25 protein-coding genes and 1 pseudogene are annotated in these 25,246 nt (G+C 43.0%); 11 read left to right on the forward strand and 15 right to left on the reverse strand.

The features are described 5' to 3' along the window. Nucleotides 1-326: 326 nt before the first annotated feature. The 4 genes and pseudogenes from ACEN82_RS23940 to ACEN82_RS23955 form a co-directional block, all read right to left on the reverse strand. A pseudogene (locus ACEN82_RS23940) lies at nt 327-980 on the reverse strand (phosphatidylserine decarboxylase family protein); the annotation flags it as partial. Between the two features lie 26 nt (nt 981-1,006). Further along, nucleotides 1,007-1,813: a phosphatidate cytidylyltransferase gene (locus tag ACEN82_RS23945; RefSeq protein WP_413322115.1), complete on the reverse strand. Its 807-nt coding sequence runs from the start codon at nt 1,811-1,813 to the stop codon at nt 1,007-1,009. Beyond that, on the reverse strand, nt 1,810-2,022 hold the full coding sequence (locus ACEN82_RS23950) for a putative signal transducing protein (RefSeq protein ID WP_091167115.1): 213 nt from the start codon (nt 2,020-2,022) through the stop codon (nt 1,810-1,812). Before ACEN82_RS23950 ends, ACEN82_RS23945 begins: the two co-directional genes overlap by 4 nt. Further along, on the reverse strand, nt 2,023-2,967 hold the full coding sequence (locus ACEN82_RS23955; RefSeq protein WP_413322114.1) for a CPBP family intramembrane glutamic endopeptidase: 945 nt from the start codon (nt 2,965-2,967) through the stop codon (nt 2,023-2,025). It abuts the gene before it with no gap. 39 nt (nt 2,968-3,006) lie between these two features. On the opposite strand from ACEN82_RS23955, the gene dusB reads away from it, so the two are divergent. Both dusB and apaG read left to right on the forward strand, forming a co-directional pair. Then, nucleotides 3,007-3,999, forward strand: a complete 993-nt coding sequence (gene dusB / locus ACEN82_RS23960; protein WP_413322113.1) for a tRNA dihydrouridine synthase DusB — start codon at nt 3,007-3,009, stop codon at nt 3,997-3,999. Between the two features lie 45 nt (nt 4,000-4,044). Continuing rightward, complete coding sequence (apaG, locus tag ACEN82_RS23965) at nt 4,045-4,431, forward strand: Co2+/Mg2+ efflux facilitator ApaG/CorD (RefSeq protein ID WP_090532292.1); 387 nt, start codon at nt 4,045-4,047, stop codon at nt 4,429-4,431. A 134-nt stretch (nt 4,432-4,565) separates the two neighbouring features. On the opposite strand, the gene ACEN82_RS23970 is transcribed toward apaG, so the two are convergent. Beyond that, complete coding sequence (locus tag ACEN82_RS23970; RefSeq protein WP_413322112.1) at nt 4,566-5,507, reverse strand: YXWGXW repeat-containing protein; 942 nt, start codon at nt 5,505-5,507, stop codon at nt 4,566-4,568. Between the two features lie 246 nt (nt 5,508-5,753). Beyond that, the gene (locus ACEN82_RS23975; protein WP_091167106.1) at nt 5,754-6,482 is read right to left on the reverse strand and encodes a zinc metallopeptidase; all 729 of its coding nucleotides are present in this window, start codon (nt 6,480-6,482) and stop codon (nt 5,754-5,756) included. Nucleotides 6,483-6,631: 149 nt separating this feature from the next. Here ACEN82_RS23975 and ACEN82_RS23980 point away from each other — a divergent pair, with 149 nt between their 5' ends. The 8 genes from ACEN82_RS23980 (at nt 6,632) to bshC (ending at nt 13,571) form a co-directional block, all read left to right on the forward strand. Continuing rightward, entirely contained in the window at nt 6,632-7,774 is a 1,143-nt protein-coding gene (locus ACEN82_RS23980; RefSeq protein WP_413322111.1) for an NAD(P)/FAD-dependent oxidoreductase, read from the forward strand. 301 nt (nt 7,775-8,075) lie between these two features. Beyond that, nucleotides 8,076-8,309: a 50S ribosomal protein L28 gene (rpmB, locus tag ACEN82_RS23985; protein ID WP_022830076.1), complete on the forward strand. Its 234-nt coding sequence runs from the start codon at nt 8,076-8,078 to the stop codon at nt 8,307-8,309. Between the two features lie 82 nt (nt 8,310-8,391). Beyond that, complete coding sequence (gene rpmG, locus ACEN82_RS23990) at nt 8,392-8,574, forward strand: 50S ribosomal protein L33 (RefSeq protein WP_022830075.1); 183 nt, start codon at nt 8,392-8,394, stop codon at nt 8,572-8,574. Between the two features lie 83 nt (nt 8,575-8,657). After that, complete coding sequence (locus tag ACEN82_RS23995) at nt 8,658-8,822, forward strand: DUF4295 domain-containing protein (RefSeq protein WP_090532298.1); 165 nt, start codon at nt 8,658-8,660, stop codon at nt 8,820-8,822. 185 nt (nt 8,823-9,007) lie between these two features. Next, complete coding sequence (gene ftsY, locus ACEN82_RS24000; RefSeq protein WP_413322110.1) at nt 9,008-9,973, forward strand: signal recognition particle-docking protein FtsY; 966 nt, start codon at nt 9,008-9,010, stop codon at nt 9,971-9,973. 41 nt (nt 9,974-10,014) lie between these two features. Continuing rightward, nucleotides 10,015-10,389: a GxxExxY protein gene (locus ACEN82_RS24005; protein ID WP_413322109.1), complete on the forward strand. Its 375-nt coding sequence runs from the start codon at nt 10,015-10,017 to the stop codon at nt 10,387-10,389. 46 nt (nt 10,390-10,435) lie between these two features. Further along, nucleotides 10,436-11,773 carry a 30S ribosomal protein S12 methylthiotransferase RimO gene (gene rimO / locus ACEN82_RS24010; RefSeq protein WP_413322108.1) on the forward strand — a complete coding sequence of 446 codons (1,338 nt, stop codon included), beginning with the start codon at nt 10,436-10,438 and terminating at the stop codon, nt 11,771-11,773. Between the two features lie 181 nt (nt 11,774-11,954). Further along, on the forward strand, nt 11,955-13,571 hold the full coding sequence (gene bshC, locus ACEN82_RS24015; protein ID WP_413322107.1) for a bacillithiol biosynthesis cysteine-adding enzyme BshC: 1,617 nt from the start codon (nt 11,955-11,957) through the stop codon (nt 13,569-13,571). Between the two features lie 166 nt (nt 13,572-13,737). Here bshC and ACEN82_RS24020 read toward each other — a convergent pair whose 3' ends face one another. From ACEN82_RS24020 to ACEN82_RS24060, 9 genes are all read right to left on the reverse strand, one after another. Then, nucleotides 13,738-14,445 carry a peptidoglycan DD-metalloendopeptidase family protein gene (locus ACEN82_RS24020; RefSeq protein ID WP_413322106.1) on the reverse strand — a complete coding sequence of 236 codons (708 nt, stop codon included), beginning with the start codon at nt 14,443-14,445 and terminating at the stop codon, nt 13,738-13,740. A 6-nt stretch (nt 14,446-14,451) separates the two neighbouring features. Next, nucleotides 14,452-14,832, reverse strand: a complete 381-nt coding sequence (gene rbfA / locus ACEN82_RS24025) for a 30S ribosome-binding factor RbfA (protein WP_112653375.1) — start codon at nt 14,830-14,832, stop codon at nt 14,452-14,454. Nucleotides 14,833-14,931: 99 nt separating this feature from the next. Continuing rightward, nucleotides 14,932-15,297, reverse strand: coding sequence for a hypothetical protein (locus ACEN82_RS24030; RefSeq protein WP_413322105.1), 366 nt, complete (start codon nt 15,295-15,297; stop codon nt 14,932-14,934). Between the two features lie 15 nt (nt 15,298-15,312). Continuing rightward, on the reverse strand, nt 15,313-16,539 hold the full coding sequence (locus tag ACEN82_RS24035) for an FtsX-like permease family protein (protein ID WP_413322104.1): 1,227 nt from the start codon (nt 16,537-16,539) through the stop codon (nt 15,313-15,315). Between the two features lie 61 nt (nt 16,540-16,600). Beyond that, nucleotides 16,601-17,239 carry an MBL fold metallo-hydrolase gene (locus ACEN82_RS24040; protein ID WP_413322103.1) on the reverse strand — a complete coding sequence of 213 codons (639 nt, stop codon included), beginning with the start codon at nt 17,237-17,239 and terminating at the stop codon, nt 16,601-16,603. A gap of 76 nt (nt 17,240-17,315) precedes the next feature. Further along, nucleotides 17,316-17,840: a Uma2 family endonuclease gene (locus ACEN82_RS24045; protein WP_413322102.1), complete on the reverse strand. Its 525-nt coding sequence runs from the start codon at nt 17,838-17,840 to the stop codon at nt 17,316-17,318. A 54-nt stretch (nt 17,841-17,894) separates the two neighbouring features. Then, nucleotides 17,895-18,524: a SprT-like domain-containing protein gene (locus ACEN82_RS24050; protein WP_090532317.1), complete on the reverse strand. Its 630-nt coding sequence runs from the start codon at nt 18,522-18,524 to the stop codon at nt 17,895-17,897. A 183-nt stretch (nt 18,525-18,707) separates the two neighbouring features. Next, a complete protein-coding gene (locus ACEN82_RS24055; protein ID WP_413322101.1) occupies nt 18,708-19,925 on the reverse strand; it encodes a hypothetical protein in 1,218 nt (405 codons plus the stop codon). Then, nucleotides 19,918-22,320 (reverse strand): DUF2339 domain-containing protein, encoded by a 2,403-nt coding sequence (locus ACEN82_RS24060; protein WP_413322100.1) that lies wholly within the window; start codon nt 22,318-22,320, stop codon nt 19,918-19,920. Before ACEN82_RS24060 ends, ACEN82_RS24055 begins: the two co-directional genes overlap by 8 nt. Before the next feature lie 349 nt (nt 22,321-22,669). Between ACEN82_RS24060 and ACEN82_RS24065 the strand changes: the two genes are divergently transcribed. Next, a complete protein-coding gene (locus ACEN82_RS24065) occupies nt 22,670-25,054 on the forward strand; it encodes an alpha-L-rhamnosidase-related protein (RefSeq protein WP_413322099.1) in 2,385 nt (794 codons plus the stop codon). Nucleotides 25,055-25,246 lie beyond the last annotated feature (192 nt).

Here is a 25,246-nt window from a genome sequence, read left to right on the forward strand (position 1 = left end):
AAAAAAAAGCAGATGGATAACCCAACTGCTTTTTTAATATAAAATTCTAATTATTCGCTATCCGCTTCCTTTGCCGCATCACCACTATCAACTTTTTTAGCTTTTGATGCTGTTTTTTTCTTAACAGGTTTCTCTGCGGCGCTTTCTTCCACTGCCGGATTTTCAGCTGTCTCAGGATGATCAACTACCAATGACGGAGCAGGAGTAATGCTGTTCATAGTAGGTGTTTCCTCTACCAAAACAGCTGGTTCAACAGGTGCTGCAGGCGGCTCGGGAACAACAATGGCATCAGGTTTCGCAGCTTCTTTTAAAGGCTCAGCGTCAACCAGCTCGGCTAAAATGGTACGACCGCCTTTTACTACATCGCCAATATTTACCAGGATCTTAGTGCCCAGCGGCAGGAAAACATCCACTCTCGAGCCAAACTTAATAAAACCGAACTGCTGGCCCTGCTCAACAATATCCCCTTGTTTAACATACCAAACTATGCGGCGCGCCAATGCACCGGCTATCTGCCTGAACAATACAGTTACCCCTTTGCTGTTTTCAATAGCTATGGTAGTACGCTCATTCTCGGTTGATGATTTAGGATGCCAGGCCACCAGGTATTTACCTTTATGGTATTTAAAATAACTTACCACACCTGCAATAGGGTTACGGTTCACGTGCACATTAACCGGCGACATGAAAACCGATAATTGAATACGTTTATCTTTTAAAAATTCGGTTTCTTCAGTTTCTTCAATCACTACAACCTTGCCATCGGCAGGGCAAAGGATAGTATTTTCGGCGGTTTCAATATCAAAGAACGGACTGCGGAAAAACTGTAGGATGATCAAAAATAAAGCACCCGAAAAAATATAAACTATCCATTTCAGCGTATGCGCAGTTGGCATGTAAAACTGGATGAGCGCATTTAAAACAAAAATGAACAGGATAGTAATAGCGAGCGAGGTATAGCCTTCTTTATGTATGGTCATTATTTATTGTATTTAATACAAAACTACTAATTTGAAATTAAGTACAGGTATGCATATACAATTGGCGCGGCCATCAGCAACCCGTCAAACCTATCAAGCAGGCCGCCATGGCCTGGTAATATGCCCCCCGAATCTTTTACGTTGAGGCTTCGCTTGAACATGGATTCAACCAGATCACCCATGGTGCCAAAGTTTGAGATGATAAGCGACATAATGATCCAGTCGAAACAATTGTATTCTGTATAAAAACGGCTCAAAATATATGCCGCCAAAGCGCAGATCAGGATGCCCCCGATAAAGCCTTCCCATGATTTTTTAGGCGAATGCCTTTCGAATAACTTGTTACGGCCAAATTTGCTGCCCACCAGGTAAGCCCCGGTGTCATTGCTCCACAGCATAATTAAAAAGCCAAGCGGCACGTGAAAGTTAAAAACACCATCTCCCCGCGTAAAAGCCATGGCATGGAAAAACATGAACGGCACAACAGCCATCAGCAAACCCAAATAAGTGAAGCCAATATTAGTAAATGGCGCGGTAGATTTTTTATATAACTCGCCTATCGGAATAAAGCTAAGCAGTATGGGCAGCAGGATAATATATCTATATGCCGGGAAATAGCAGTTAGCCGCAAAAAAGAAGAACATGATTACGCCGGCAAGCGCCCCGGTAAAACGCTCGGGCTGCGTACCGCCCTGTTTAACCAGCTTGTAAAACTCCAGCAAGCAAAACAGGCTCAATAACAGGTAAAAAACACTAAATACATACGGACCTAACAAATTAGACCCGATCATTACGATAATAAAAAATAAGCCAGTGATGGCGCGTTGTTTCATATATTAATTTGATTGAGGATCATGATCTCAATAGCCTTACTAAAATCCTCCTGGTGAATATAAACCTCTATTTCGCCAAAGTTGCGGTGCGATGAATCCTGTTTATTCAGCAAAACGGTATCAATATGATTCCCGGTAAGCATTTGCTTAACAATTTCTGATTGGTAAAAATTAGTTGAAGTAAAAATTTTGACCCAGTTTTTTTCCATTTAACTCAACAGCGGGCTTTTTCCTTTAGCAGTATTTCTGTACATAATAAGCAAAATTAAAATAATTATCAGGCTTAACGCATAGCTCTGATAATTAAAAACGTGCTGATCGTTAGGATCAAGCGTAATGCGCTTTTGCGAATACAGGTACAGGATCACCACCTGGGTGGCATTGTTTAAAAAATGCGCCCAAACGCTTGTCCAGATACTGCCGCTCCACATTACAAAATAGCCAAAAAACACACCCAGCGCCACACGCGGTAAAAAGGTAAAAAACTCCATATGGAAAGCACTGAAAAATATCGCCGTGATCCAGATAGCCGCATGCGGATTTCCCGTCCACCGGATCATGATGGTTTGCAAACATCCCCTGAATAAAAACTCCTCGGCAATGGCAGTTAACAAGCCAACTACCAAAACCGCAAAAAGCATGTCGGATATGGTCTTCATTTGAAGCATGGCTTCGGTGGCTTTTTGGGCCTGGGCCTCCATTGCGCGCAACGCATCTTCCAAACTTTTTAATTGGGCCGGCAAAACCAGTTTCTGATTAACATTTACCAATACTTCCATAACCGGCGACGAACAGATCATGATAGAGAGGATCAGCAATAACAGCACCGGTGGAAAATTGGGGGTAATCTTCAAATAATCTACAGGTTCCCTTACTATAAAGCGCGCAAAAATTACAGGGGCAAGATATAAGGGCAACGTAGTACTGATGATTTGCAACGTCCATAAAGCGGCACCAACATGCGGATTTCGGGTATTAAAAGTAAATGTATCCGTAAGTGTTTGTGATCCGAATATTACCCCGATAATCCCGGCAGCTACCAAGCCGCACACAATCAGCATCCCTATAGTTAGCGCAATCAGTATTATAAATTGTAAAAACGGTGTTATTTGACTTCCCTGTGGCTGAGGGCTTTGATATGAGTCTTTTATCATTCGATGTAAAATTCGTATTTTTGCAGGCTAAAGATAAGGATGTCTGTACAAATAGGAAATATTGATTTAGGTGAGTTCCCGCTATTGCTGGCGCCGATGGAAGATGTGAGTGATCCGCCCTTCCGTTACGTGTGCAAGCAAAACGGCGCGGATATGATGTATACAGAGTTTATTTCAAGCGAAGGCCTTATCCGCGATGCGGCAAAAAGCAGGCAAAAGCTGGATATTTTTGAATACGAAAGGCCTATTGGCATCCAGATCTTCGGCAGTGATATTGACCACATGCGCGAAGCTACCGAAATAGCTACGCTGGCCAATCCCGATTTAATGGATATTAATTATGGCTGCCCGGTAAAACAGGTGGCCTGCCGCGGTGCCGGTGCAAGTCTTTTACAAGATATCGATAAAATGGTTGCCATGACCAAAGCGGTTGTTGATGCAACACATTTGCCGGTAACTGTAAAAACCCGCCTGGGCTGGGACGATAACACAAAAAATGTTTACGAAGTTGCCGAACGCCTGCAGGATGTGGGGATCAAGGCACTTACTATACACGGCCGTACCCGCTCGCAGATGTACAAAGGCGAAGCCGATTGGTCGTTGATCAGAGATATCAAAAAAAATCCGCGGATAAAAATCCCCATTTTCGGCAATGGCGACATCGATTCGCCCGAAAAGGCGGCCGCATGGCGGATGGAATATGAGGTTGACGGCATGATGATCGGTCGTGCGGCGATTGGTTATCCATGGATTTTCCGTGAGGTAAAGCATTATTTTAAAACCGGCGAATACCTGGATAAGCCAACAATTGCCGAACGTGTGGCAGCTTGCCGTGCCCATTTGTACAAATCAATAGAGTGGAAAGGCCCTAAAACAGGCATTTTTGAGATGCGCAGGCATTACTCTAACTACTTTAAAGGGATAGATCATTTCAAAGAGTTCAGGATGCGTTTTGTTACCGCCCCTGATCTTGAAGCAGTTGACCAGATTTTGGCCGAGATCGAAGAAAAATATGCCATCGAAATGGCTTAATATTTGCTCCCTTTCCATATATTTGAAATAAACGATACTTGTCACATGGTTACCACTATAACTGAGGGTGTTAAGGTTTCCATCGAAACCATATATCAGCCGGAGTATTCAAACCCGGCAAACGATCATTTTATGTTTGCCTATAAGGTAAGCATCGAAAATATGACCAACTACGCCATCAGGTTGATGAGCCGTCACTGGTATATATTTGACTCAAACGGTGCAAAGCGCGAAGTGGAAGGCGAAGGTGTAGTAGGCCAGCAGCCTGTTATTGAGCCGGGCCATACTCATGAGTATGTATCAGGTTGTAACCTTAAAACCGACATGGGCAACATGAAAGGCGAATACCACATGATCCGCCTGTTGGATAACGCCAACTTCAATGTACAAATCCCGGAGTTTTATCTGATAGCGCCATACAGGCTGAATTAGTTGCTCCCACGCCCCCTAAAGGGGGAGTTTAAGAAATAAATTTCATGATACAAAAAAGCCGAATGATTTTTCACTCGGCTTTTTCTGTTCAAAGTACCCGCTATTGTTCCCCCTTTAGGGGGTTAGGGGGCCAGCTATCGTTGCCTTTCCCTGTGCGGTTTTTCTTCGCGCGGAGCCAAAGCTTGCCTGCGGGGAACTCTGTTGCTATGCTGCGCGACAGCCCTTGCGGCACCATTATTTACCGCCGCGACATTTGACCTCCTGGCTGCAGAATGGCTGTTAGCGGAATTGTCGGCAGATGGTGCAGCATTACCAGCATGAGCCGGATTAGCTGCTGCATTTGCTCTTACTGAGGGTTGCGCCCTGCTTCCTTCCGGTGTAAAACGGCTTCCGTTGACCTTGTTCATGGCAGCGGTTGCCGGATGCCCGTTATTATTTTTCGCAAATTGGCTTGGGTCTTTTACCGCAACCTGCCGGTGGGTAATCTGATCAGCCGTAGGCTGTATGTGATTTTCCTTTTCAGCAGCCTGCTCTTGCGGCTGCGGTTTTGCGGTTACACCACCCGGCCCGTTAAAACTGTTATTATTAACGGTAACATTATTATTGATAACAGTTTTGTTGACATAGGTATTATGCACAACCGTGTTATTAACATTCACAACAGCGGTATTGTACTGAAATGAATTGCCGGCCCAGCGCCCGCCAACATAGCCGGTTCCAACATAACCGTAGCCGTAGTTTACACCGCCGTAAAATCCGATGTGCGGGCCCCAGTAGCCTTCATGGAAAACGTATACTGCACCATCGTACCCCCAGTAACCAGGCGTCCACAAATAACCCACCCTGGGTGGACTTACCCATACACCCGGAACCCAGTAATATCCGCCATCCTGGTCATAAGCCCAATAACCAGGTGTCCATAAATATCCATCAACAGGGCAGGGCGGCTGGGTATAGGTAGGCAATACAGGCGGCGCTATATTTACAGAAACACCTATACTGATTTGTGCATAGGTTTTAACGGATGCTGCTGACACTATCAAAAGCACCATAAATACACTTGCTATTTTTTTCATGATATATGATTTTACCCAAACCTACCCGTGTAACATGAACATTACATTAAGTTTCGGCCTGTTAAATGAACAGATCATGAAGTAGAGGCAGGAAGTCAAGAGCCAGGAGGCAAGAAAAGAAAACTTAAAAAGAGAAAGCCCTAATCGACAATTCGGTTAGGGCTTTTTTTGCGTCTTAATTTCGTTCTTCCTTCTTTAACTTTTGATTTCTTGCCTCCTGGCTCTTGATTTCTCGCCTCTTGAAGCTTAATTCCTCCTGTTAAATAAAAACGATGCATAGTAAACCAGCGTAGCCAGAGCGCTCAACGCGGCAACTACATAGGTCATGGCAGCCCACCAGAGGGCATCTTTTGCCATTTCATGTTCTTGTCCGGTTTGTACCACAGCATAATTGTTATCCAGCCACGCCAACGCCCGGCGACTTGCATCAAACTCAACCGGCAGGGTTATAAAGCTAAAAAATGTAACCAGTGCAAGCGCGGCAACACCAACTGCCAAAACATAAGGGCTACCTGAAAAGAATAACAGCATAATGCCGATGAACAAAGTCCACTGGGTAATAGTTGATGCCACGTTGATAACGGGCACCATAGCCGATCTGAAACTTAACCAGCCATAAGCCTCGGCGTGTTGTACGGCGTGGCCGCATTCATGTGCGGCGACAGCGGCAGCGGCAATGCTGCGGCTGTAAAAAACATCGGTACTCAGGTTCACTGTTTTTGTTTCGGGGTTATAATGATCCGTAAGCTGTCCTTCAACACAAATTACCTGTACATCAAAGATACCATGGGCGCGCAGCATCTTCACGGCTACTTCCTGTCCCGATAAGCCAGACATTAAGCCAATTTCAGAATACTGCTTAATTTTACTCCTGAACCGCCATTGTACAATAAAGCTTACCAGGGCAACAATAATCATCAGGAACCAGGCCGAGTTCGGCGCGATGTATCCCATAATTAATGACATGTGATTCATATGATTGATAAATATTAAGTTAAAACTAAGTAGGTTGAAACCTTACAAACGTTACAGCGCTTGTTCAAAAACTATTCCGCTTTAAGCAAAAAGTTTAAAAGCATTAGGCTACCTCAAAGTTTTTGCTTCCCGAATAGCTATTTTTGAACATGTTGGAGCCATCATTTTCATACTGGGAGCGTACAGCCTTTACTGATAATGCCGATGTTATCATTATTGGCAGCGGCCTTGTTGGCCTTAGCGCCGCCCTTCAGTTAAAAAAACAGCAACCAACCTTAAAAGTTTTAGTGTTGGAGCGCGGCTTCCTACCGTCAGGCGCCAGTACTAAAAACGCTGGTTTTGCCTGTTTTGGTACAGTTTCGGAGCAAATTGAGGCAATAAATCATTCATCAGAAACAGAGGCGATGCGCTTGGTGACCTACAAGTGGAAAGGACTGCAACGATTAAGGGAAAATTTGGGTGACGCTAACATCGATTATTATCAATATGGCGGATATGAACTGTTTATGGATCATGAGGAAAGCCATGCACGTGAGTGTATTGATCAAATAAACCACCTTAACAAATTATTAAAACAAGCTATAGGCCGGGCTGACATTTATTCAGTAGCCGATGAAAAAATTGCAGACTTTGGCTTTAATAAAGTAAAGCATATCATATACAACCCTTTTGAAGGGCAGATCCATACCGGCAAAATGATGCGTACTCTTTTATATAAAGCATACCAACTCGGCGTATTGGTACTTAATAATTGCAGTATTTCCGTTATCGGGCAGGAAGATCAGCACATCAGGTTAAGCACCTCGCAAGGTATTTTTAAAGCGGGCAAAGTGATCCTGGCTACCAATGCTTTTGCAAGCCAGCTATATCCTCAGCTTGATGTAGTGCCCGGCCGCGGACAGGTAATGGTTACCAAGCCTGTTCCCGGGTTAAAACTTAAAGGCACTTATCATTTTAATCAGGGTTATTATTACTTCCGCAATATTGATGGGCGGGTGTTGTTTGGCGGCGGCCGTAACCTCAATTATAAAGCAGAAGAAACCTGGGATTTTGGGCATACCGATGAAGTTAAACAGCAATTGATAAACTATCTGAACGAGGTGATCCTCCCCGGCCAAAATGTAGAGATTGATTATTGGTGGAGCGGCATCATGGGTTTCGGGCAGGAGATCAGCCCGATAGTAAAACAAGTGCAGCCTAATATTTTTTGCGCTGTGAGATGCAACGGCATGGGCGTTGCCATGGGGAGCTTGGTAGGTGAGGAAGTGGCAGAGTTGTTACTTAGTTCGTAAGTAATTGATTTTCAAGAACCCGGTAAATTACTCGCCGATTTTGTCTGAACTCGAATTTATGAAATTAAAAGAATTCATCGAATTTGCTTAGCATTCTGTTAATTGATCAAATTCCAGAAGCCGGGTTCAGACAACAGCAACACCGGTAAGAATAACCTGTTATTAGCTAAATAGATAAGCGCCTGGCACTACCGCAAATCTTTTTTGAAAATTTTTCAAATCACTGTTGAATATTTGATTTAAAAGTCTGATATTTGCAAACTCTTTTTGGATAAAGGGTTGATAATTAAAAATATTTGTCATGTCAAGAATTTGTGATCTAACAGGAAAAGGATCTATCGTAGGTAACAACGTTTCAAACTCAAACGTTAAAACAAAACGCAGGTTTCATCCTAACTTGAAACTTAAAAAGTTTTATATTCCTGAAGAAGATAAATGGATTACCTTAAAGGTATCTACTTCTGCTGTAAAAACTATCAGCAAAAACGGTATTACCGCCTGCATCAATAAATTTGTTAAAAAAGGCTACATTTAGTAGTTGGCTTTCAAGTTTAGCAGTATAATAAAATTGAAAAATTACGTAAGCCGTGAGGTGACACGTACAACATAAAAAGAAAATGGCAAAAAAAGGCAACAGGGTTCAGGTGATTTTAGAGTGCACCGAACACAAAACAAGCGGTATGCCAGGCATGTCTCGCTATATCACCACTAAGAACAAAAAAAATACAACTGAAAGATTAGAGTTGAAAAAATTCAACCCTGTTTTGAGGAAAGTAACCGTTCACAAAGAGATTAAATAATTAGTTGACCGGATTGATTGGCTCATTAAGTTTTAATTTGATATAGCCAACTCAATAATTCACTAAATCAATAATTAAACAACATGGCAAAGAAAGTAGTTGCAACGCTGAAAGTAGCAGGTAAAGGCAAAGAATATTCAAAAGTGATCACCATGAATAAATCACCTAAAACTGGTGCTTATTCATTCAAAGAGCAAATTGTCCCTAACGATTTAGTTAAGGATGCAATTGCAGGTAAAACTATATAATCACTCTTTGATTAAAATATTGAAGCCGTCTTGTTTTAACGAGAGGGCTTTTTTTGTTGAATGTTATCTGAATCAGAATTTACAGAATTAATAAATTGACAGAATGCTGTTTGAATTAATATCTGATATTTCTGAAAACATATTTAAATTCAGAAAATTCTATAATTCTGAGAATTCTGATCACCATGGGATTATTTGATTTTTTTAAGAAAAAGGAAAACACGCAGCAGGAACAGCAGGCGCTTGATACCGGTTTGGAAAAAACCAAGGATAACTTTTTTTCAAAGATCACCAAAGCCATCGCCGGTAAATCAACCGTTGATGATGATGTGTTGGATGAACTGGAAGAGATCCTGGTTACATCCGACGTTGGCGTAAGCACTACGCTTAAGATCATTGACAGGATCCAGGCACGTGTTGCCCGCGATAAATACGTAAGCACCAACGAGCTGAACGCCCTGTTAAAAGATGAAATTCAGCAACTGCTTGCCGAAAACAACAGTAACGACTTCCGCAATTTTGAATATGGCGATCATAAGCCATACGTAATTATGGTGGTTGGCGTTAACGGCGTAGGTAAAACCACTACTATAGGCAAGCTGGCCCATAAACTAAAGCAGGCTGGCAACCAGGTTGTTTTAGGTGCTGCCGATACCTTTCGCGCAGCCGCGGTTGACCAGATTAAACTTTGGGGCGAACGTGTTGGGGTAAAAGTTGTTGCCCAGGCTATGGGATCCGATCCGGCTTCGGTTGCTTATGATACCCTTCGCTCGGCTGTGGCCAATGGCGATGATGTGGCTATTATAGATACTGCCGGCCGTTTGCATAATAAAGTTGGCCTGATGAACGAGCTAACCAAAATCAAGAACGTGATGCAAAAGGTGATCCCCGGTGCTCCGCATGAGATACTGCTGGTACTGGACGCCTCAACCGGGCAAAACGCCATTGAGCAATGCAAGCAGTTTACCGATGCTACTAATGTAAACGCCCTGGCGCTAACCAAATTGGATGGTACAGCTAAAGGTGGTGTGGTTATAGGAATATCAGATCAGTTTAAGATTCCGGTTAAATATATAGGTGTTGGCGAGGGAATGGATCACCTGCAGCTGTTTGACAGGCAGGCGTTTGTAGATAGCTTGTTTAAAGCCTGATTTTTTGATTTCAGTGATTTTTTTGATTTCACAGATTATTTATGGCTTATGAAAACGACTCGTTAACCGAAAAAATAATAGGATGTTGTTTTGAGGTTCACAAACATTTAGGGCCGGGCTTTATTGAAAAAGTATACTCAAAAGCCTTACAACATCAGTTACAATTGGAAAGTTTAGCTTTCGAAACAGAAAAGAAATTCGAATTATATTTTAAGGAAAAGTGTGTTGGGGAATTTAGATGCGATTTTTTTATTGAGGGAAAAGTCATTCTTGAAATAAAAGCTGTAACAGGGCCTTTCATGCCTGTAATTTTCCAAAAACAACTCTTATCTTATTTAAAAGCAAGTAAAATAAAAACAGGCTTATTGATCAATTTCGGTAACGTAAGTTGTTCAATTAAACGGATGTCTGTATAAACGAAATCAGTGAAATCAAAAAAATCACTGAAATCAATAAAAAATAATGAAGACAAAGGAAATTTCACGCCCTGCGGTTAAGCAAGCCAAACCCCGTGTAAACGTGGTTACGTTAGGTTGCTCAAAAAATATTTACGATTCGGAGATATTAATGGGCCAACTGAAGGGCAACCAGTTTGATGTGGTGCATGAGGCCGAGAAGGTAGGCAAAAATGATATTATAGTAATTAATACCTGTGGCTTTATTGATAATGCCAAGCAGGAGTCGATAGATACTATTTTACAATACAGCGAACTTAAGGAGCAGGGCAAAGTAGGAAAGGTGATTGTGACCGGCTGCCTGAGCGAACGCTACAAACCCGAGCTTGAAGCCGAGATCGCCAATGTTGATGCCTACTTCGGCACCAACGACCTGCAAAATTTATTAGCTACTGTAGGCGCAAACTATAAACACGAGTTGATAGGCGAGCGTTTATTAACCACACCTTCGCACTTTGCTTACTTTAAAATTGCTGAAGGTTGTAACCGTCCCTGTTCATTTTGTGCTATTCCGCTGATGCGTGGCAAGCACCTGAGCTCACCTATTGAGCAACTGGTTGAGGATGCTAAGAAGTTGGCTAAAAACGGAACAAAAGAACTGATCCTGATTGCACAGGATTTAACCTATTATGGTCTCGACCTTTACGGCAAACGTAACCTGGATGAGCTGCTTCGTCGCTTATCTGACGTGAACGGTATTGAGTGGATCAGGCTGCAGTACGCTTACCCTTCAGGCTTCCCAATGGAGATCCTGGATGTGATGAACGAGCGTGAAAATATTTGCAAATACATGGATATGCCTTTGCAGCACATCACCGATAATATGCTTAAATCAATGCGCCGGGGCATCACCAAACAAAAAACCATTGATATTGTGAACGAGATCCGCGATCGTGTACCGGGCATTGCTATGCGTACTACGTTAATCACCGGTTACCCGGGCGAAACCCAGCAGGATTTTGAAGAGATGGCACAATGGGTTGAGGATACCAGGTTTGACCGATTGGGCTGTTTCACCTATTCGCACGAGGAAAAAACCCACGCCCATACTTTGATTGATGATGTACCTGAAGAAGTGAAACAGGAGCGTGCCGATGCCATTATGGAAATCCAGCAGGGCATTTCTTTTGATAAAAACCAGGAAAAGATCGGCAATACCTATAAAGTGCTGATTGACAAAAAGGATGGTGGCTATTTTGTTGGCCGTACAGAATTTGATTCGCCCGAGGTTGATAACGAAGTTTTGATTGATGCCAGCATTGATTATGCTACCGTTGGCAGCTTTGTTAACGTAAAGATAGACAGCGCCGAAGACTTTGACCTTTATGGACAAATTGTAAAATAATGTTAATTTGCGGTCGGCTGTAAAGCGATTTGCGATTTATAATCTAATTTCGACATCAGCATTTAATTTTATTTGCTGATGTTTTGTTTTAGGTCAAATCCGAAATCGAACATCTCAAACGGCGAAGCCTTCTTGAACACCATAGAAAGCAAGTTAAAAAGTGAAAAATCCGAAATCGAAAATGGACGCATCCTGTATAAGTTATAAAGACACCGGTTTTTTTTCAAGCACAGTTGCCGAATATATCGACAATAAACCCGAACTACGGCCTTTTTATGGTTATCGCCCGGATATGGCCGGTTTTGCCGGGTTTTTGAAAAACAAAAAGGTAGTTGCTGATCGCGAAGTGCTGGTACGTGTTTTAACTAAGCAGTACGAGTGTTTAGGCAAAGAGCCGGGTAAATTATGTACATATTCAACTGCCCTTACAGCCCAAAACCTGGAGCTGTTAAAACAGGATAATACCTATACCATTACAACCGGCCACCAGTTGAATATCTTCGCCGGACCTTTATATTTCCTTTATAAAATTGCAACGGCCATTAAACTGGCGCAGCAGTTAAAAGCCGCCCATCCCGATAAAAATTTTGTGCCTGTTTACTGGATGGCCAGCGAAGACCACGACTTTGCCGAGATCAACTATACCAACATTGGCGGTAAAAAAGTACACTGGTGGTATGAGGCTTCGGGAGCCACAGGTCGTATCGACCCGGTGAGCATGCGCCAGGCACTTAACCAATACAAAGGCGTTTTAGGCATGGAAGGTCACGCTACTGACCTTGCCGAAATTGTTGAAACTGCCTATACCAAATTTGATAAACTTGCTGATGCTACCAGATATCTTGTTAATTCACTTTTCGGACAATATGGTTTAGTTATCATTGATGCCGATGACCATGAATTTAAAAAAGAGTTCGCGGCCATTATTGAGCAGGATATCATTGGTCAGCACAGTTTTAAAAACATTACCGAAACCAACCAAAAGCTGCATGAACTTGGTGTACACATCCAGGTTAACCCGCGCGAGATCAATTTCTTTTACCTGAAAGATCAGCTTCGCGAGCGGATAGTTTTCGAAAATGACAGCTATCATGTGCTCAATACCGAAATCAGGTTTACTGAAGCTGAGCTAAAAAAGGAAATAGCAGCGTATCCCGAACGCTTTAGCCCTAATGTGGTGATGCGCCCGCTATACCAGGAATGTATTTTACCAAACATTGCCTACATCGGCGGTGGTGCAGAAGTAGTTTACTGGCTCGAGTTGAAATCTAATTTTGATCATTATAAAATTGATTTCCCTATCCTCATCCTTCGCAACTCGGCTTTGGTAATCAAGAAAGAACAAGCTTCCAAGATATCACGTATGGATCTGGATGCACTTGCCTTGTTTAAACAAAGCGATGCCCTGCAAACCTATTGGATCAAAAAGCACAGCGGCCATAACCTGAGCATTGCCGAAGAATGGAGGGAAATGGAAAACCTTTTTGAGAAAATAAAACTACGTGCCTACAAGATAGATCCTACCCTTTCACCCTCAGCGGCGGCTGTACAGGCCCGCCTTAAAAAGGCCATGGATAACCTTGAAAAGAAGCTGATCCGTGCCGAAAAAAGAAATTACAGTGTACGCTTGGAGCAACTCACCGCCGTTAAAGCCGAGCTCTTCCCGAAAGACAGTTTGCAGGAGCGTTCTGAAAACTTCGGCCTCATGTATGTAAAATGGGGGCAAACTTTTATTGATGAACTCATTCGCCTGTTTGAACCGCTTGATTTTAAGTTTACGGTATTAACGGAGAAATAACAGCAGGATGCAAAAGTTATCCCAGCACCGGCAATCCCTTTTTAGCGCAAGTCCTGTGTGGGGGATATAAGCATGGATGACTTGTGCTTTTCCGAATGTATCGTCCTAAAAAGGTTTACCAGCCGCGGGGTTGTGGGGAAGACGCAATTATGCGTCTCTATGGGGCCTACCCCACATTCACCGCATCCGGAAACCTCAATATCAAGCCGGGGTCGGGTATATTTTTCTGCCAGATCTCTTTTTCTGAAAACTTAGCTACACCGGGATAATCGCCCTGTTTACCTTCCATATCAAACATAAGCTGAAAATGTAAATGCGGCGGCCAATGGCCGTTTTCATCGGTATTGCCAAGGGTTGCTATTTGGCTGTTTTTAGACACAGGCATACCTTTAGAAAGCCCGTTCAGGCTTTTACGGCTTAAATGCCCGTACAGGCTATAAAGGGTTAAGCCATCAAGGTCGTGTTGTAAAATAATGGTTGGGCCGTAATCGCCAATGGTATTATTATCCTGGTAACTGTGCACAATGCCATCAAGCGGGGCATATACCGGCGTTCCGGCATCGCTCCAGATATCGACGCCCAAATGCAGGCGCCGGGGCTCATCATCCGTATCAAAATGACTGCTAAAGGCATAAATGGTACGGTGTTCCATATACCCGCCAATACCGTAACGGCAATTGTAGTCGCGCAGCTTTTCGCTCACTAACTGGCTGAACATCCACGGCTTGTTAATAACCTCAGCCGTCAACTCCTTATTGGCGGCGGTAAGGTCAAAATGATAAAGGCGGTCATGATCTGCATCAAAATCAACCACTTTGCCAATGGCTTCGGGATGATTGTTAACGTAATTAGCAAACAGCGTGTGCCGGTCCATCAGTGGTTATAAGTTTTCTTCGGTATCGGGCTGGCGTTCCTCTTTACTGATCTTATCAAAGATCTTGTCCATACGCTCAACGTATTCGCTGGTATCATCAACAAAAAACTCAAGCTGCGGAATGATCCTTACCTGGTCTTTGATGCGGGCGCCCAGTTTGTACCTGATTTCCGAAGCGTGCGATTTGATGGTATGCAAAGCGGTTTGCACATTAGGATTGCCCAAAAAGCTTAAAAATATACGAGCTATGGCCAAATCGGGCGTTACACGTACCTTGGTTATGGTTACCAGTGTATTAGGCAAATAATTCATGCCTTCGCGCTGAAAAATAGCTGCAAGGTCTTCCTGTATTACTCCGGCAAATTTTTGCTGACGTTTTGATTCCATGGGTTGTTAGTTACGCCGATAAGGCAGATGAGTGTTTAATGCTTAATGCAAAAGCCTAAGTTATTGTTTTAGGCTTTTATTAACAATGGCGGCAGGGGGTTAATTACATACGTCCTGCGGGATCTCTTTGGTTATTTTTACTACTTTTTTTACAACGAGGGTACTGTCATATTCAGACCCGCGGCCAACATCGCCCGATTTTGATTTGATGCCTTCAACCTCCACGTAAACAGGTTCATAGGGTTTTTCGAAATTGAGTTGGGAATACTGAAGCTCCAACTGAGCCGAACTGTCAACAGCCCAAAACTCCTGGCCGCTATCGCAATCTTTAAATGATTTAATTTCGGGGCCCGCGCTATACAAGCCTTTATAAAGTGTAACCCCGTCTTTTTTATGGGCATCATTATTACATGCGTAAACAGCAATAATAACAAGCAGCAAAACAAAAACTTTGATATACCTCATACCCATTTAACAAATTTACAAATCCTGTTTGATTTCATCCAATCCTTTAATACTTAAACGGGCGCTGATGCCGGCAGCTATTACCGAAATGCCGCCAACGGTTAGCAGTACCAGGCCAAAATCCTTAATTTTAAGGTCGATAGGATACGAGTCTAACACCGACATTTTGGCCCCCATTTTTATCCATCCGTAATGCTGCTGCAGCAGGCAAAAAATGGTGCCCAGCGTTATGCCGATAATACAGCCAATAGCGGTGATCATCATTCCCTCAAAAAAGAAAATCCCCTGGATCATATTTTTATTGGCGCCCAGCCCGCTTAAAATGGCTATGTCCTTGCGCTTATCAATAACCAGCATGGTTAACGAGCCAATGATATTAAATATTGCGATGATGAGCACAAAGGTAAGGATCATATAAACCGCCCAGCTTTCGTAATTAAGGGTTTTGTAAAGCTCGCTGTTTTGTTCCTTGCGGTTTTTTACGGTAAAGTCATTCCCTATTTTATCCCGGATGTCTTTTTGCATGGCATCGATATTGGTGCCGCGCTTAAAATTAAGCTGGAGTGAAGAAACATTTACCGGCTGGTCAAGCAGGTCGCGGGCAAACTCTATGGGGGTTACAGCTATGTCATCAAATTCCTGCTGTATGGCAAACACTCCTGATGGGTTAATGCTGCGCACAACAAATTCATTTAAAGGATTGACCGAGTTTTCCGCGTCGCGCCGCGGCGAATAGATCTGCATGGACGAAAGCTCGTCATGAACATTAATACCTAAGCTCCCCTGTATGGTAGCGCCAATAACGGCAAAATTTTGATCGCCGCTTTTAAGCGTGAATGAGCCGCTGGCTATGGTACTATCGAGCTGGTTGTTTTTCAAAAAATCATCGCTCACGCCCATTACGGTACCTAAAAACGGTTTATCGCCATATTTGATCAGGGCTTTTTCCTGCAATACTTCGGTAAATGAAAATACGCGCGCATCTTTATGCAGGGAAGCAAAGTAAGGTGTATTGGGATTGAAGGTTTTGCCAAGCTTAGCTTCTATCTTTATTTCGGGCGTAAAGTTGCTGTATAACGAAAGGATAACTTTTTCAAAGCCATTGAACACCGAAAGAATGATAAGCAAAGCCGCGCTGCCAATGAGCACCCCCAACATGGATATACCCGAAATAATATTGATAGCATGCATTTTTTTGCCCGAGAACAGGTAACGCTTTGCTATGTAAATGGAGGTGTTCAATTGTGTGGGAATTATGCGTTCAGGTTTGCTTATGCTCAGTAAAACGTCACTATGATGTTAACTAAGTTAAAAACGGATTGTTTTGTTTTTCGTAGCCGATGGTTGTTTCGGGGCCGTGGCCGGGATAAACGGTAACATCATCGGGAAGGGTGAACAGTTTGGTTTCGATATTATCAATCAGTTGGGTGAAGTTACCTCCCGGCAAATCCGTGCGACCGATGCTTTGTCTGAACAGCACATCGCCCCCGATCAGGATCTTAGCCTCTTTATCATAAAAACACAAGTGAGCAGGCGAATGGCCGGGCGCGAATATCAAGTGTAGCGTAGTGTTGCCAAAGTGAATGGTGCCGGTTTCAGGCAAAAATTCATCAGGCATAGGAGATACATCGTAACGGAAGCCCATAGAGGGAGCATAAGCTACTACGGCCGCCAATACTTCCGACTCACCAACGTGGAAACGGGGTTTAAGGCCATACTGGTCGAACACAAATTTATTGCCCAGCACATGATCGATATGGCAATGGGTGTTGAGCAGCATAACAGGCTTCAGGTTATTGTTTTTGATGAAGCCGACCACGGTGTTTTGCTCGGGAGCGGTATACATACCCGGATCGATGATCACACATTCGCCGGTTTCATCATACAAAATATAGGTATTCTCCTGGTAAGGGTTATTTACAAATGATATAACTTTTGCCATGCGGTAAAAGTACGGAATAAATTGATTGGGATAGGTACGATCCGTAGAAGCGAATCATATACGCAAATCCCGACGGCTACAAATTAAAACTACACCCTAAAACTTCAGAGGTGATTTTGCCGGTTAGTTCATATACCAGTTCGTATTGGTGCGCTTCATTATAAGCGAACATGACCACCTTTTTATCTTCAGGATCAATAATGAAATATTCCTTTACCCCCACTTTTTCGTACAGGTTTTTCTTTTTTAAAGTATCGTGAATACGATTGCTTGATAGTATTTCAAAAACAACATCAGGTGCACCATGAATGCCATCCTTTTGGATAATTGACTTATTTTCGTTCAGGATCACCAGTACATCCGGCTGTAAAACGGATTGTTCCTCCTCGAAATAAACATCAGCAGGAGCATGCAGTATTACGCCCTTACCTGTCTCTTCCAAAAAATTATAAAGCAGGGCCGAAAGTTTTACGGAAATGAATTGATGGTCGGTGTTGGGTGCCGGGGTCATGATGAGTTGGTTGTACAACACTTCGCATCTGGTACCCTCGGGCAGCATCCGGTATATATCGACAGCAGTTGCAGGGATGGTAGTACTCATGTTGTAAATACTTTTATGCTAATTTAGTTAAAACGGCTTAAATAAAAAAGTATGCTACGCCGCCGTTGCCCCTTCAATCAACTCCACCTCCGCTACCGGGCTAAACAGATAGATACGCTTAGTAGCTACTTCGGTACATTTAAAGCGCTTACGCAGCTTTTCGTCTTTGCGGAACACTCTACCGTCCTTTAGCTTAAACAATGCCTTAAGCGGGATCTTTTCTACCGTTAAAATTGCTTCGGATGTTTTGGGAGGATCATACTTGCGCAGCGAGCGGTACAGGTTCAAATCTGAGCAGCTTGACGCCGCCGGGTTATCCAGGTAGTTTACGATAGCCTTCTTAACATCTGCCGGGAAAATCTCTTTTTCAAAAAATGGCTGCATCATTTTTTTGAAATTGTTTTTCCATTCTGTTCCGTGGGGTTTGGCTTTTTGTTTATGCTCGTTCCAGGTATGCAGGTGTGCAAACTCGTGCACTGTTGTTACCAGGAAAGCGTAGGGGTTAAGGTCGTAATTAACCGAGATGCGGTGACCTTTGCCGCCATAGGGTGAGCGGTAATCGCCAAATTTACTGTTACGGTTGCGCGAAATTTTAAATTCGCATTTAAAGTAGTCAATCCACCGGGCAATGAGCGGGGCCGCTTCTGCCGGTAGATATTTCTCTAAAACTTTTACTTTATCCAATTTTTACCTCAATACAAATGTAAGGATTTGTGGTTGATAGTCCATAAACCATAGTCGATGGTTTGTAAAACTTTGATTTACTCTCTAAGCTTCTGCTGACGGTTATTTGCTCTAAAGTATAAGTCTGCCGGGATGGGCAAGCCTCTACATCCAATCTCATTCTAAATTTAAAGGGTGGAAATTTTATCTTTCCTCCTCTTTTTTCTTCACCTCCCTGGTCATCTTCAAAGTCAACAACAACAACAACCCTAATGAAACAATAATAGCTACCCAAATTAATCCGATGTAATCTTTCCCGGCAGGTTTTACTGCCACTGCATAGCCGGTGTTTTTAACAACAGCTTCGTGTTTAATAACCGGGGTGTTCCCTCCAATACTATCAGCAAAAAACTTAAGATCATATTCCGGTGCCTGAGCTGAAGGATCACCGACCAGGAACCGGTAGCTTTGCTTAGCTTCAAGGTAGCTGATCAAATATTCGTCAGATTGAAATGCTTTGATCTCGCCGATGCTCAGCGGCTGGTTATCGCCATTGCTTATCTCTATTAACAGGTGGTTGGCTTTTGCAGCAATTAACAGATCAGTTGTTTTATCTGATGACAGTTCGGCTTCGCTCAGGAGCTCCCTGCCATTGTTTACAAACTGGTAAACGGTAACACTTCGTTTATAATACCTCGGCGCGCTGATATTGAGGTGCAACTTGTTTACCTGGTAATTATCGTTCAGCTTAATGTCGATAAAGGTGGTTTTATTACTATCGGCACGGATGATGTTTAAAGGCGAAACAGGCGTGTAACTTTGCGCTGTCGACGCGTACTCAGTATAAATGCCCGCCTCCAAAAACTTAACCGGGTTTTTGTTTTTATCGTTTACCTGGATTTTTAAATAGCGATAGTTACTCGCCGGAAACGACAACGATTGCAGGTAGGTGCCTTCACTGTTTTGTACAGCTTCCTGCAAGGGGATCTCTTCCTGGATGGCAAACCACTGTTTCAGATCATCGCTGCCCAGCAGGTTCACTTTACGTTTTACGGCTGTGTTTTGCAGCCTGATCCAAAGGCGGTCGAGTACCAGCCCGGTTTTATTTTCTATGATAAAAACAGTACTGGTATCGGTTTTTGGCGTGTTGCTGATCTCCGGGAAAACAACAAAGCTTTGCTGGCTTTTTTGCGGCAGGCTACCGGCCTGGATGTAAGGCACAAAGTTGCCTTTCGCGTCTGCAATGCGAATGTCCGACAGGTCGGGTTTGGCTTTCGCTACCAATTCCGGCTGCAAGCCAATACGGTAAAAGCCGGTGCTGTCAATCTTGTGCAGCGCGGCTTTATATTTAAAATTTTTTTGTGCCGATGCGGGTAATATGACTCCGCAAAGCAGCAGCGTTAAAAGCGTTAGCTTATTCATTTTTTTTAGCCTCATCATCGGCAATATTTTTTTTAGCTGTTCGCTGGTACATAAATGCCACAATAAGGAGCAGTACCCCCAAACAAAAGAAAGCAGCTATTTTACCCCAAACCGGGATGTTTTTAATATCGAACAAAAATAATTTTACTAAAGTAAGCGAGAACAATGTTAATGAGGCCACCCGCATTACCCGGAGCTTGTATTTCATCCCCAGCCACATCAAGGCGAAGGAAAGCAGTCCCCATAATACAGGTAAGCCGGTTTTTATGTACACGGTTTCTATTTGATCGATAGAATTGGCTTTACTAAAAAATAGCAGGTTACTCATCAGGCTTACTTCAAAGCTTAAAAACAATACAACGCCCGCGCTTAATACCCAGGTAAACGCTTTTTTCAGGCCTTCGTTCAAATTTTGCTGACATAAGCGGATCACCCTGTAAAACAACAGACCGATAAATACAGCACCAATCCAATGTGCCATAAAATGACTGGTCGACGGCTTCTTAGTTTCGAGCATCAAATGTTGCAGCGAATAATATTGTGGCGTAAGCAACAGGTAAACAATCAGGCAGACGAGTAGTATCACAAACTTTGCGTCGCTGCTAAAATTGATAACCTGTATTTTGGGCGATGACGTATAGTAGATAAATACAAACACAGGCGTATACACCATCGCATATAAAATATTAAGGTTGGTATCCGTGTAATGGTTCAGGAACTGGTGGTTGATTTCCAGCAGGCCGCTTAAAAAAAGAAGCACAAGTGCGGCTACCCCAAAAAGCTGCTCAGTAAAAATATTGGTGTGCTCCACCTTGGTTGGGTCCTTTTTAACCAATACCGAAAGTAAAAATGAACTTACAGCAGCAAATAGCGTAGTGATGAAACCCTTATTGGCAATTATGGTTAAACTCAAACTGTAATTACTATAAGTCTGGTACATGTCCATTAGCAAGCTTAGCAACATGGCTATCCATAAAAACACAGCTGTATATTTCATGAGCTGAATGCCAGAGCGCAGGTACAGCCAATAAAGCAACACCGTTTCTGAAGCCCAGAAAATGGTAATGTTATTGCCATGCAACTGAATAGGAGCAGCTAACGAAATAAACGTGAGCGTAATGCCGATAAGCAGGTACAAAATATTGGTATCCACCTTACGATTACGAAACAGCACGTATGACAGCACCAGGTTTACCACAGCCAAACTCACGCAAAACAAACCCCGGTATTGCTCATCATGCATCATGGTTAACAGGTACAGGCCGGTAGCAAAATATAACCCGGTATTAAGAAGCAAAATGCTGAAATCGGAGGCGATGAATTTTTTGTTCTCGCGTACGTTGTTGGCTATGTTGATAACAAAGTAAAGCGCGTAAAAAATGCTGGCATAAATAAAGCCGAAATGGTAGGTAGGAGGTGTAAGTGTATACAGCACCGTTGAAAAAACAATTACCGTAAACCCAAACGAAACAATGTTAAGCACCCGCCATGCTTTGTAATAAGCAATAATGAGCAGGCCGGTATTTAATATCAGCAGGTAAATGAACAGACCGTTATAATTGGCGCTGCCATTACTTACCATAAACGGGCTGGCAAAGCCGCCAACTAATGCAATCACGGCCAGCTCCTGCTTATCATATAATAAGGAAAGCAGTACCGCAAAAACGGTGATCACAATTAAAATAATGAATGCCGTTGTTTGATTAAACAAATGAAACTGCTGAAATGCCAGCGTTATGGTAAAATAAAACACAGCCAGGCCACCGCCCACCAATACCGAGCTAAAGGCCTTATAACTATTACGCAGCGCATGTGCAACAGCAATTAAAATACCGCCGCAAACAATACCTATGCCCACGCGGCCTACTAAGCCTATCCAATCGTTATCGATAGCATATTTTACAAAGAAGCCAATGGCCAGCACCAGGATGGCTATGCCTATTTTATTAATGAGATTTTCGCCGATGAATTTTTCCAGGTCGGGATGGCGCTCAAAAAAAGACGGCCTGGGCTGCAAAGGTTTCACGTGCCCAAAATCGCGTGTTTTTATAGGGCGATTGATGATTGATAAGCTGTCTTCAATAACTTCGGGTTGCCGTTCAATTTTTGGAGGTGTAATAGGTTCTGGTTTTATCTCTGCCTCAACAGGAGCTTTCGGTTTTTCAACAGGAGGTTGTGGTATAACAGGCGCAGGAGGCGAAACAATTGCAGGTGCCCGTTCTTCTGCTTTTTTGACATCTTCAGCACCCGGCCGGGTTATCTTAAGCTGTTCAATAATACCTTTTAGTTCGAATATTCTAAATTCAAGCTCTTTGATCTTATTGTTTAAACTGCCCTTGTGGTTCAGCATCATGATAATGACAACCACTAATAAAAAGACGGCTAATACATCCATAGTTTTAGGTTTGTAAAAAATAAAGATAACGGAATTATGAAACAATCCACTATCGGGATAGATAACGGCAGGGGATATGGCCCTTAAAAGATCAGACTTGTGAATAAATTGGGGCGAAAAATTCTTACACGAATTGATTTTCAAATCGGCCACAATTAATCGAATTACACGAATTTAAAATCGACATCAATAAAAAATTCGTGTAATTCGATTAATTCGAAAAAATTTGTGTGAAAATTTCTACCTGTTTCTTCAAGAACCGAAAATTGATCAGGTGTACAAAAATCCCGCTTTAATTGTAATTTAGCTGTGCAGGCAATTGCCAATCACCTATAAACCACGCTACTTCATGAGGCTTTTCTTAAAACGCAGCTTTTTTGCAGTCTTTCTGTTTATTACAGCATCAGCTTATGCGCAAACCATCAGTCCGGCGCTTTTAAAACATCAGTGGAAAGCCTCCTGGATCACCGTTCCGCAGGAATCTTTAAAGGAATACGGGGTTTATTATTTCAGGAAAAACATTGACCTTGCCGCTAAACCTTCATCCTTTATTGTTCATGTATCTGCCGATAACCGGTATAAGCTTTATGTTAACCAAACCTTGGTTTCATTAGGCCCTGCACGCGGAGATACTTATTACTGGAATTATGAAACGGTTGATCTGGCGCCATATCTTCAGCCGGGTAAAAATATTGTTGCCGCTGTAGTTTGGAACGATGGCGATTACCGTCCCGAAGCACAGATCTCCTTACAAACAGGTTTTATTATGCAGGGCGATACGCCAAATGAAGAAATAATCAATACCAATAAAACCTGGAAATGTATCCGTGATAAATCATTTAAGCCTATCACCGGTATAGGCTGGCATCCCTATTATGTTGCCGGGCCGGGCGAGCGGATAGATTTAAACCTCTCTATAAAAGAGTGGAACACGACCGGGCTTGACGACAGCAACTGGAAAGATGCGATCCAAATTGATAAAGGAAACCCCAAAGGCGTAACCAATGCGTTTGGTTGGATGCTGGTTCCATCGTCAATACCCGCCATGGAAATGACCTTGCAAAGGATCCCGGTTTTACGGAAGGCGGATGGGGTAGCTGTTTCACCCTCATTCCCGGCAAGCAAAACAGCTGTCACTATCCCGGCTAATACTTCGGCTACTTTACTGCTCGATCAAACGTATTTAACCAACGCGTTTTTAACCCTCAATTTCAGCAAGGGCAAAAACGCCGGTATTGGCATTACTTATACCGAATCGCTTTTTAAAAGTTTAAGCGGCCCGGAAGGCCCGGTTAAAGGTAACCGTAATGAGGTGGATGGAAAGATCTTTGTGGGCAGGCGGGATAGTATAGTTGCTGACGGAGCCTCCGGCAATTCATTTACTACCTTAACATGGCGCACTTTCAGGTACATCGAAGTAAAAGTAAGCACCAAAGATGAGCCATTGGTTATTGACGATATCTACGGAACATTCACCGGGTATCCATTTAAAATGAATGCTAAACTGGAAACTTCCAACCCCGAAATGCAGCAGATGCTGGATATTGGCTGGCGCACCGCCCGCCTTTGCGCTGGTGAAACCTATACCGACTGTCCATACTACGAACAGCTGCAATACGTTGGCGATACCCGCATCCAGGCGCTGGTATCTTTTTATAATAGCGGCGATGACCGCCTGGTGCGCAACGCCATCAACCAGATGGATCATTCCCGCCTGGCCGAAGGGATCACGCTAAGCCGTCACCCCTCGTTCTCGCCCCAAATTATTTCCACCTTTTCGCTTTGGTATATCGGCATGCTGCATGATTACTGGATGTACCGGCCCGATAGTTTATTTATAAAAGATAAACTGCCGGGGATGCGCGATGTGCTCAACTTTTTCAGCAAATATCAACAGGCCGATGGCTCATTAAAAGATACCCCGTACTGGACATTTGTTGATTGGGTGGACGACAAAGGCTGGGATTTTGGACAGGCCCCCAAAAGCGCCAAAGGCACTTCGGCTATATTAGACCTGCAGTTGATGTGGGCCTATCGGCAGGCCGCCGAAATGGAAGCAAAAATGGGAATGCCCGCGTTTGCTGCAATGTACAAGGCCAAAGCAGCGCAATTAAAAACCGTTATCCAAAGTAAATACTGGGATGCTGGCAAAAAACTGTTTGCCGATACCGAGGATAAACAACTATTTTCTCAGCATACTAACTCCATAGCTGTATTAGCGGGTATGGTAAATAGCGCGACTGCCCATGATATCAGTTTAAAACTATTGAATGATACTACGCTTACCCAATGCACCATCTACTTTAAATATTATCTTCATCAAGCCATGGTTAAGGGTGGTTTGGGCGATGATTACTTAAACTGGCTCAACATCTGGCGCGATAATATCAAAATGGGCTTAACCACCTGGGCCGAAATCTCCGACCTTGACCATAACCGTTCCGATTGCCATGCCTGGGGAGGAAGTCCTAACATTGAGTTCTATCGAACCATTTTAGGTGTAGATACGTATGCGCCGGGTTTCAGCAAAATAAAAATTGAGCCGCATTTGGGCCAGATCAGAAATATCAGCGGAGAAATGCCGCACCCTAACGGAAAAATTTACGCCAAATACGTGTTCGATAAAGGAAAATGGAGTATCAACATTAGCCTTCCCAAAAACACATCTGGCATTTTTGTGTGGAAAGGAAAAACTTTTACACTTAAAACAGGTAATAACAGTTTAAGCATTTGAAAAAATTAACGAGGGTATTTACATTTTACCTTAATTGCATTGTTTTTGCCACGCATAAGTAAAATACTTTTAAAAATTGGCTTGTTAAATAAAAGCAACGCTAACTTTACCTTTGTTGCTTTAATGGGATAAATTGATTTTATCCCATTATTTAACAATTTGATATTATTAAAATGTGATATTTATGCGCTG

This window comes from Mucilaginibacter sp. Mucisp73 (assembly GCF_059491465.1).

Excerpts from the sequence above, each read along its gene's own strand:
- ACEN82_RS23945 (WP_413322115.1), bottom strand. The coding sequence starts at position 1,813 with ATGAAACAACGCGCCATCACTGGCTTATTTTTTATTATCGTAATGATC.
- ACEN82_RS23950 (WP_091167115.1), bottom strand. The coding sequence starts at position 2,022 with ATGGAAAAAAACTGGGTCAAAATTTTTACTTCAACTAATTTTTACCAA.
- ACEN82_RS23955 (WP_413322114.1), bottom strand. The coding sequence starts at position 2,967 with ATGATAAAAGACTCATATCAAAGCCCTCAGCCACAGGGAAGTCAAATA.
- dusB (WP_413322113.1), top strand. The coding sequence starts at position 3,007 with ATGTCTGTACAAATAGGAAATATTGATTTAGGTGAGTTCCCGCTATTG.
- apaG (WP_090532292.1), top strand. The coding sequence starts at position 4,045 with ATGGTTACCACTATAACTGAGGGTGTTAAGGTTTCCATCGAAACCATA.
- ACEN82_RS23970 (WP_413322112.1), bottom strand. The coding sequence starts at position 5,507 with ATGAAAAAAATAGCAAGTGTATTTATGGTGCTTTTGATAGTGTCAGCA.
- ACEN82_RS23975 (WP_091167106.1), bottom strand. The coding sequence starts at position 6,482 with ATGAATCACATGTCATTAATTATGGGATACATCGCGCCGAACTCGGCC.
- ACEN82_RS23980 (WP_413322111.1), top strand. The coding sequence starts at position 6,632 with ATGTTGGAGCCATCATTTTCATACTGGGAGCGTACAGCCTTTACTGAT.
- rpmB (WP_022830076.1), top strand. The coding sequence starts at position 8,076 with ATGTCAAGAATTTGTGATCTAACAGGAAAAGGATCTATCGTAGGTAAC.
- rpmG (WP_022830075.1), top strand. The coding sequence starts at position 8,392 with ATGGCAAAAAAAGGCAACAGGGTTCAGGTGATTTTAGAGTGCACCGAA.
- ACEN82_RS23995 (WP_090532298.1), top strand. The coding sequence starts at position 8,658 with ATGGCAAAGAAAGTAGTTGCAACGCTGAAAGTAGCAGGTAAAGGCAAA.
- ftsY (WP_413322110.1), top strand. The coding sequence starts at position 9,008 with ATGGGATTATTTGATTTTTTTAAGAAAAAGGAAAACACGCAGCAGGAA.
- ACEN82_RS24005 (WP_413322109.1), top strand. The coding sequence starts at position 10,015 with ATGGCTTATGAAAACGACTCGTTAACCGAAAAAATAATAGGATGTTGT.
- rimO (WP_413322108.1), top strand. The coding sequence starts at position 10,436 with ATGAAGACAAAGGAAATTTCACGCCCTGCGGTTAAGCAAGCCAAACCC.
- bshC (WP_413322107.1), top strand. The coding sequence starts at position 11,955 with ATGGACGCATCCTGTATAAGTTATAAAGACACCGGTTTTTTTTCAAGC.
- ACEN82_RS24020 (WP_413322106.1), bottom strand. The coding sequence starts at position 14,445 with ATGGACCGGCACACGCTGTTTGCTAATTACGTTAACAATCATCCCGAA.
- rbfA (WP_112653375.1), bottom strand. The coding sequence starts at position 14,832 with ATGGAATCAAAACGTCAGCAAAAATTTGCCGGAGTAATACAGGAAGAC.
- ACEN82_RS24030 (WP_413322105.1), bottom strand. The coding sequence starts at position 15,297 with ATGAGGTATATCAAAGTTTTTGTTTTGCTGCTTGTTATTATTGCTGTT.
- ACEN82_RS24040 (WP_413322103.1), bottom strand. The coding sequence starts at position 17,239 with ATGGCAAAAGTTATATCATTTGTAAATAACCCTTACCAGGAGAATACC.
- ACEN82_RS24045 (WP_413322102.1), bottom strand. The coding sequence starts at position 17,840 with ATGAGTACTACCATCCCTGCAACTGCTGTCGATATATACCGGATGCTG.
- ACEN82_RS24055 (WP_413322101.1), bottom strand. The coding sequence starts at position 19,925 with ATGAATAAGCTAACGCTTTTAACGCTGCTGCTTTGCGGAGTCATATTA.
- ACEN82_RS24060 (WP_413322100.1), bottom strand. The coding sequence starts at position 22,320 with ATGGATGTATTAGCCGTCTTTTTATTAGTGGTTGTCATTATCATGATG.
- ACEN82_RS24065 (WP_413322099.1), top strand. The coding sequence starts at position 22,670 with ATGAGGCTTTTCTTAAAACGCAGCTTTTTTGCAGTCTTTCTGTTTATT.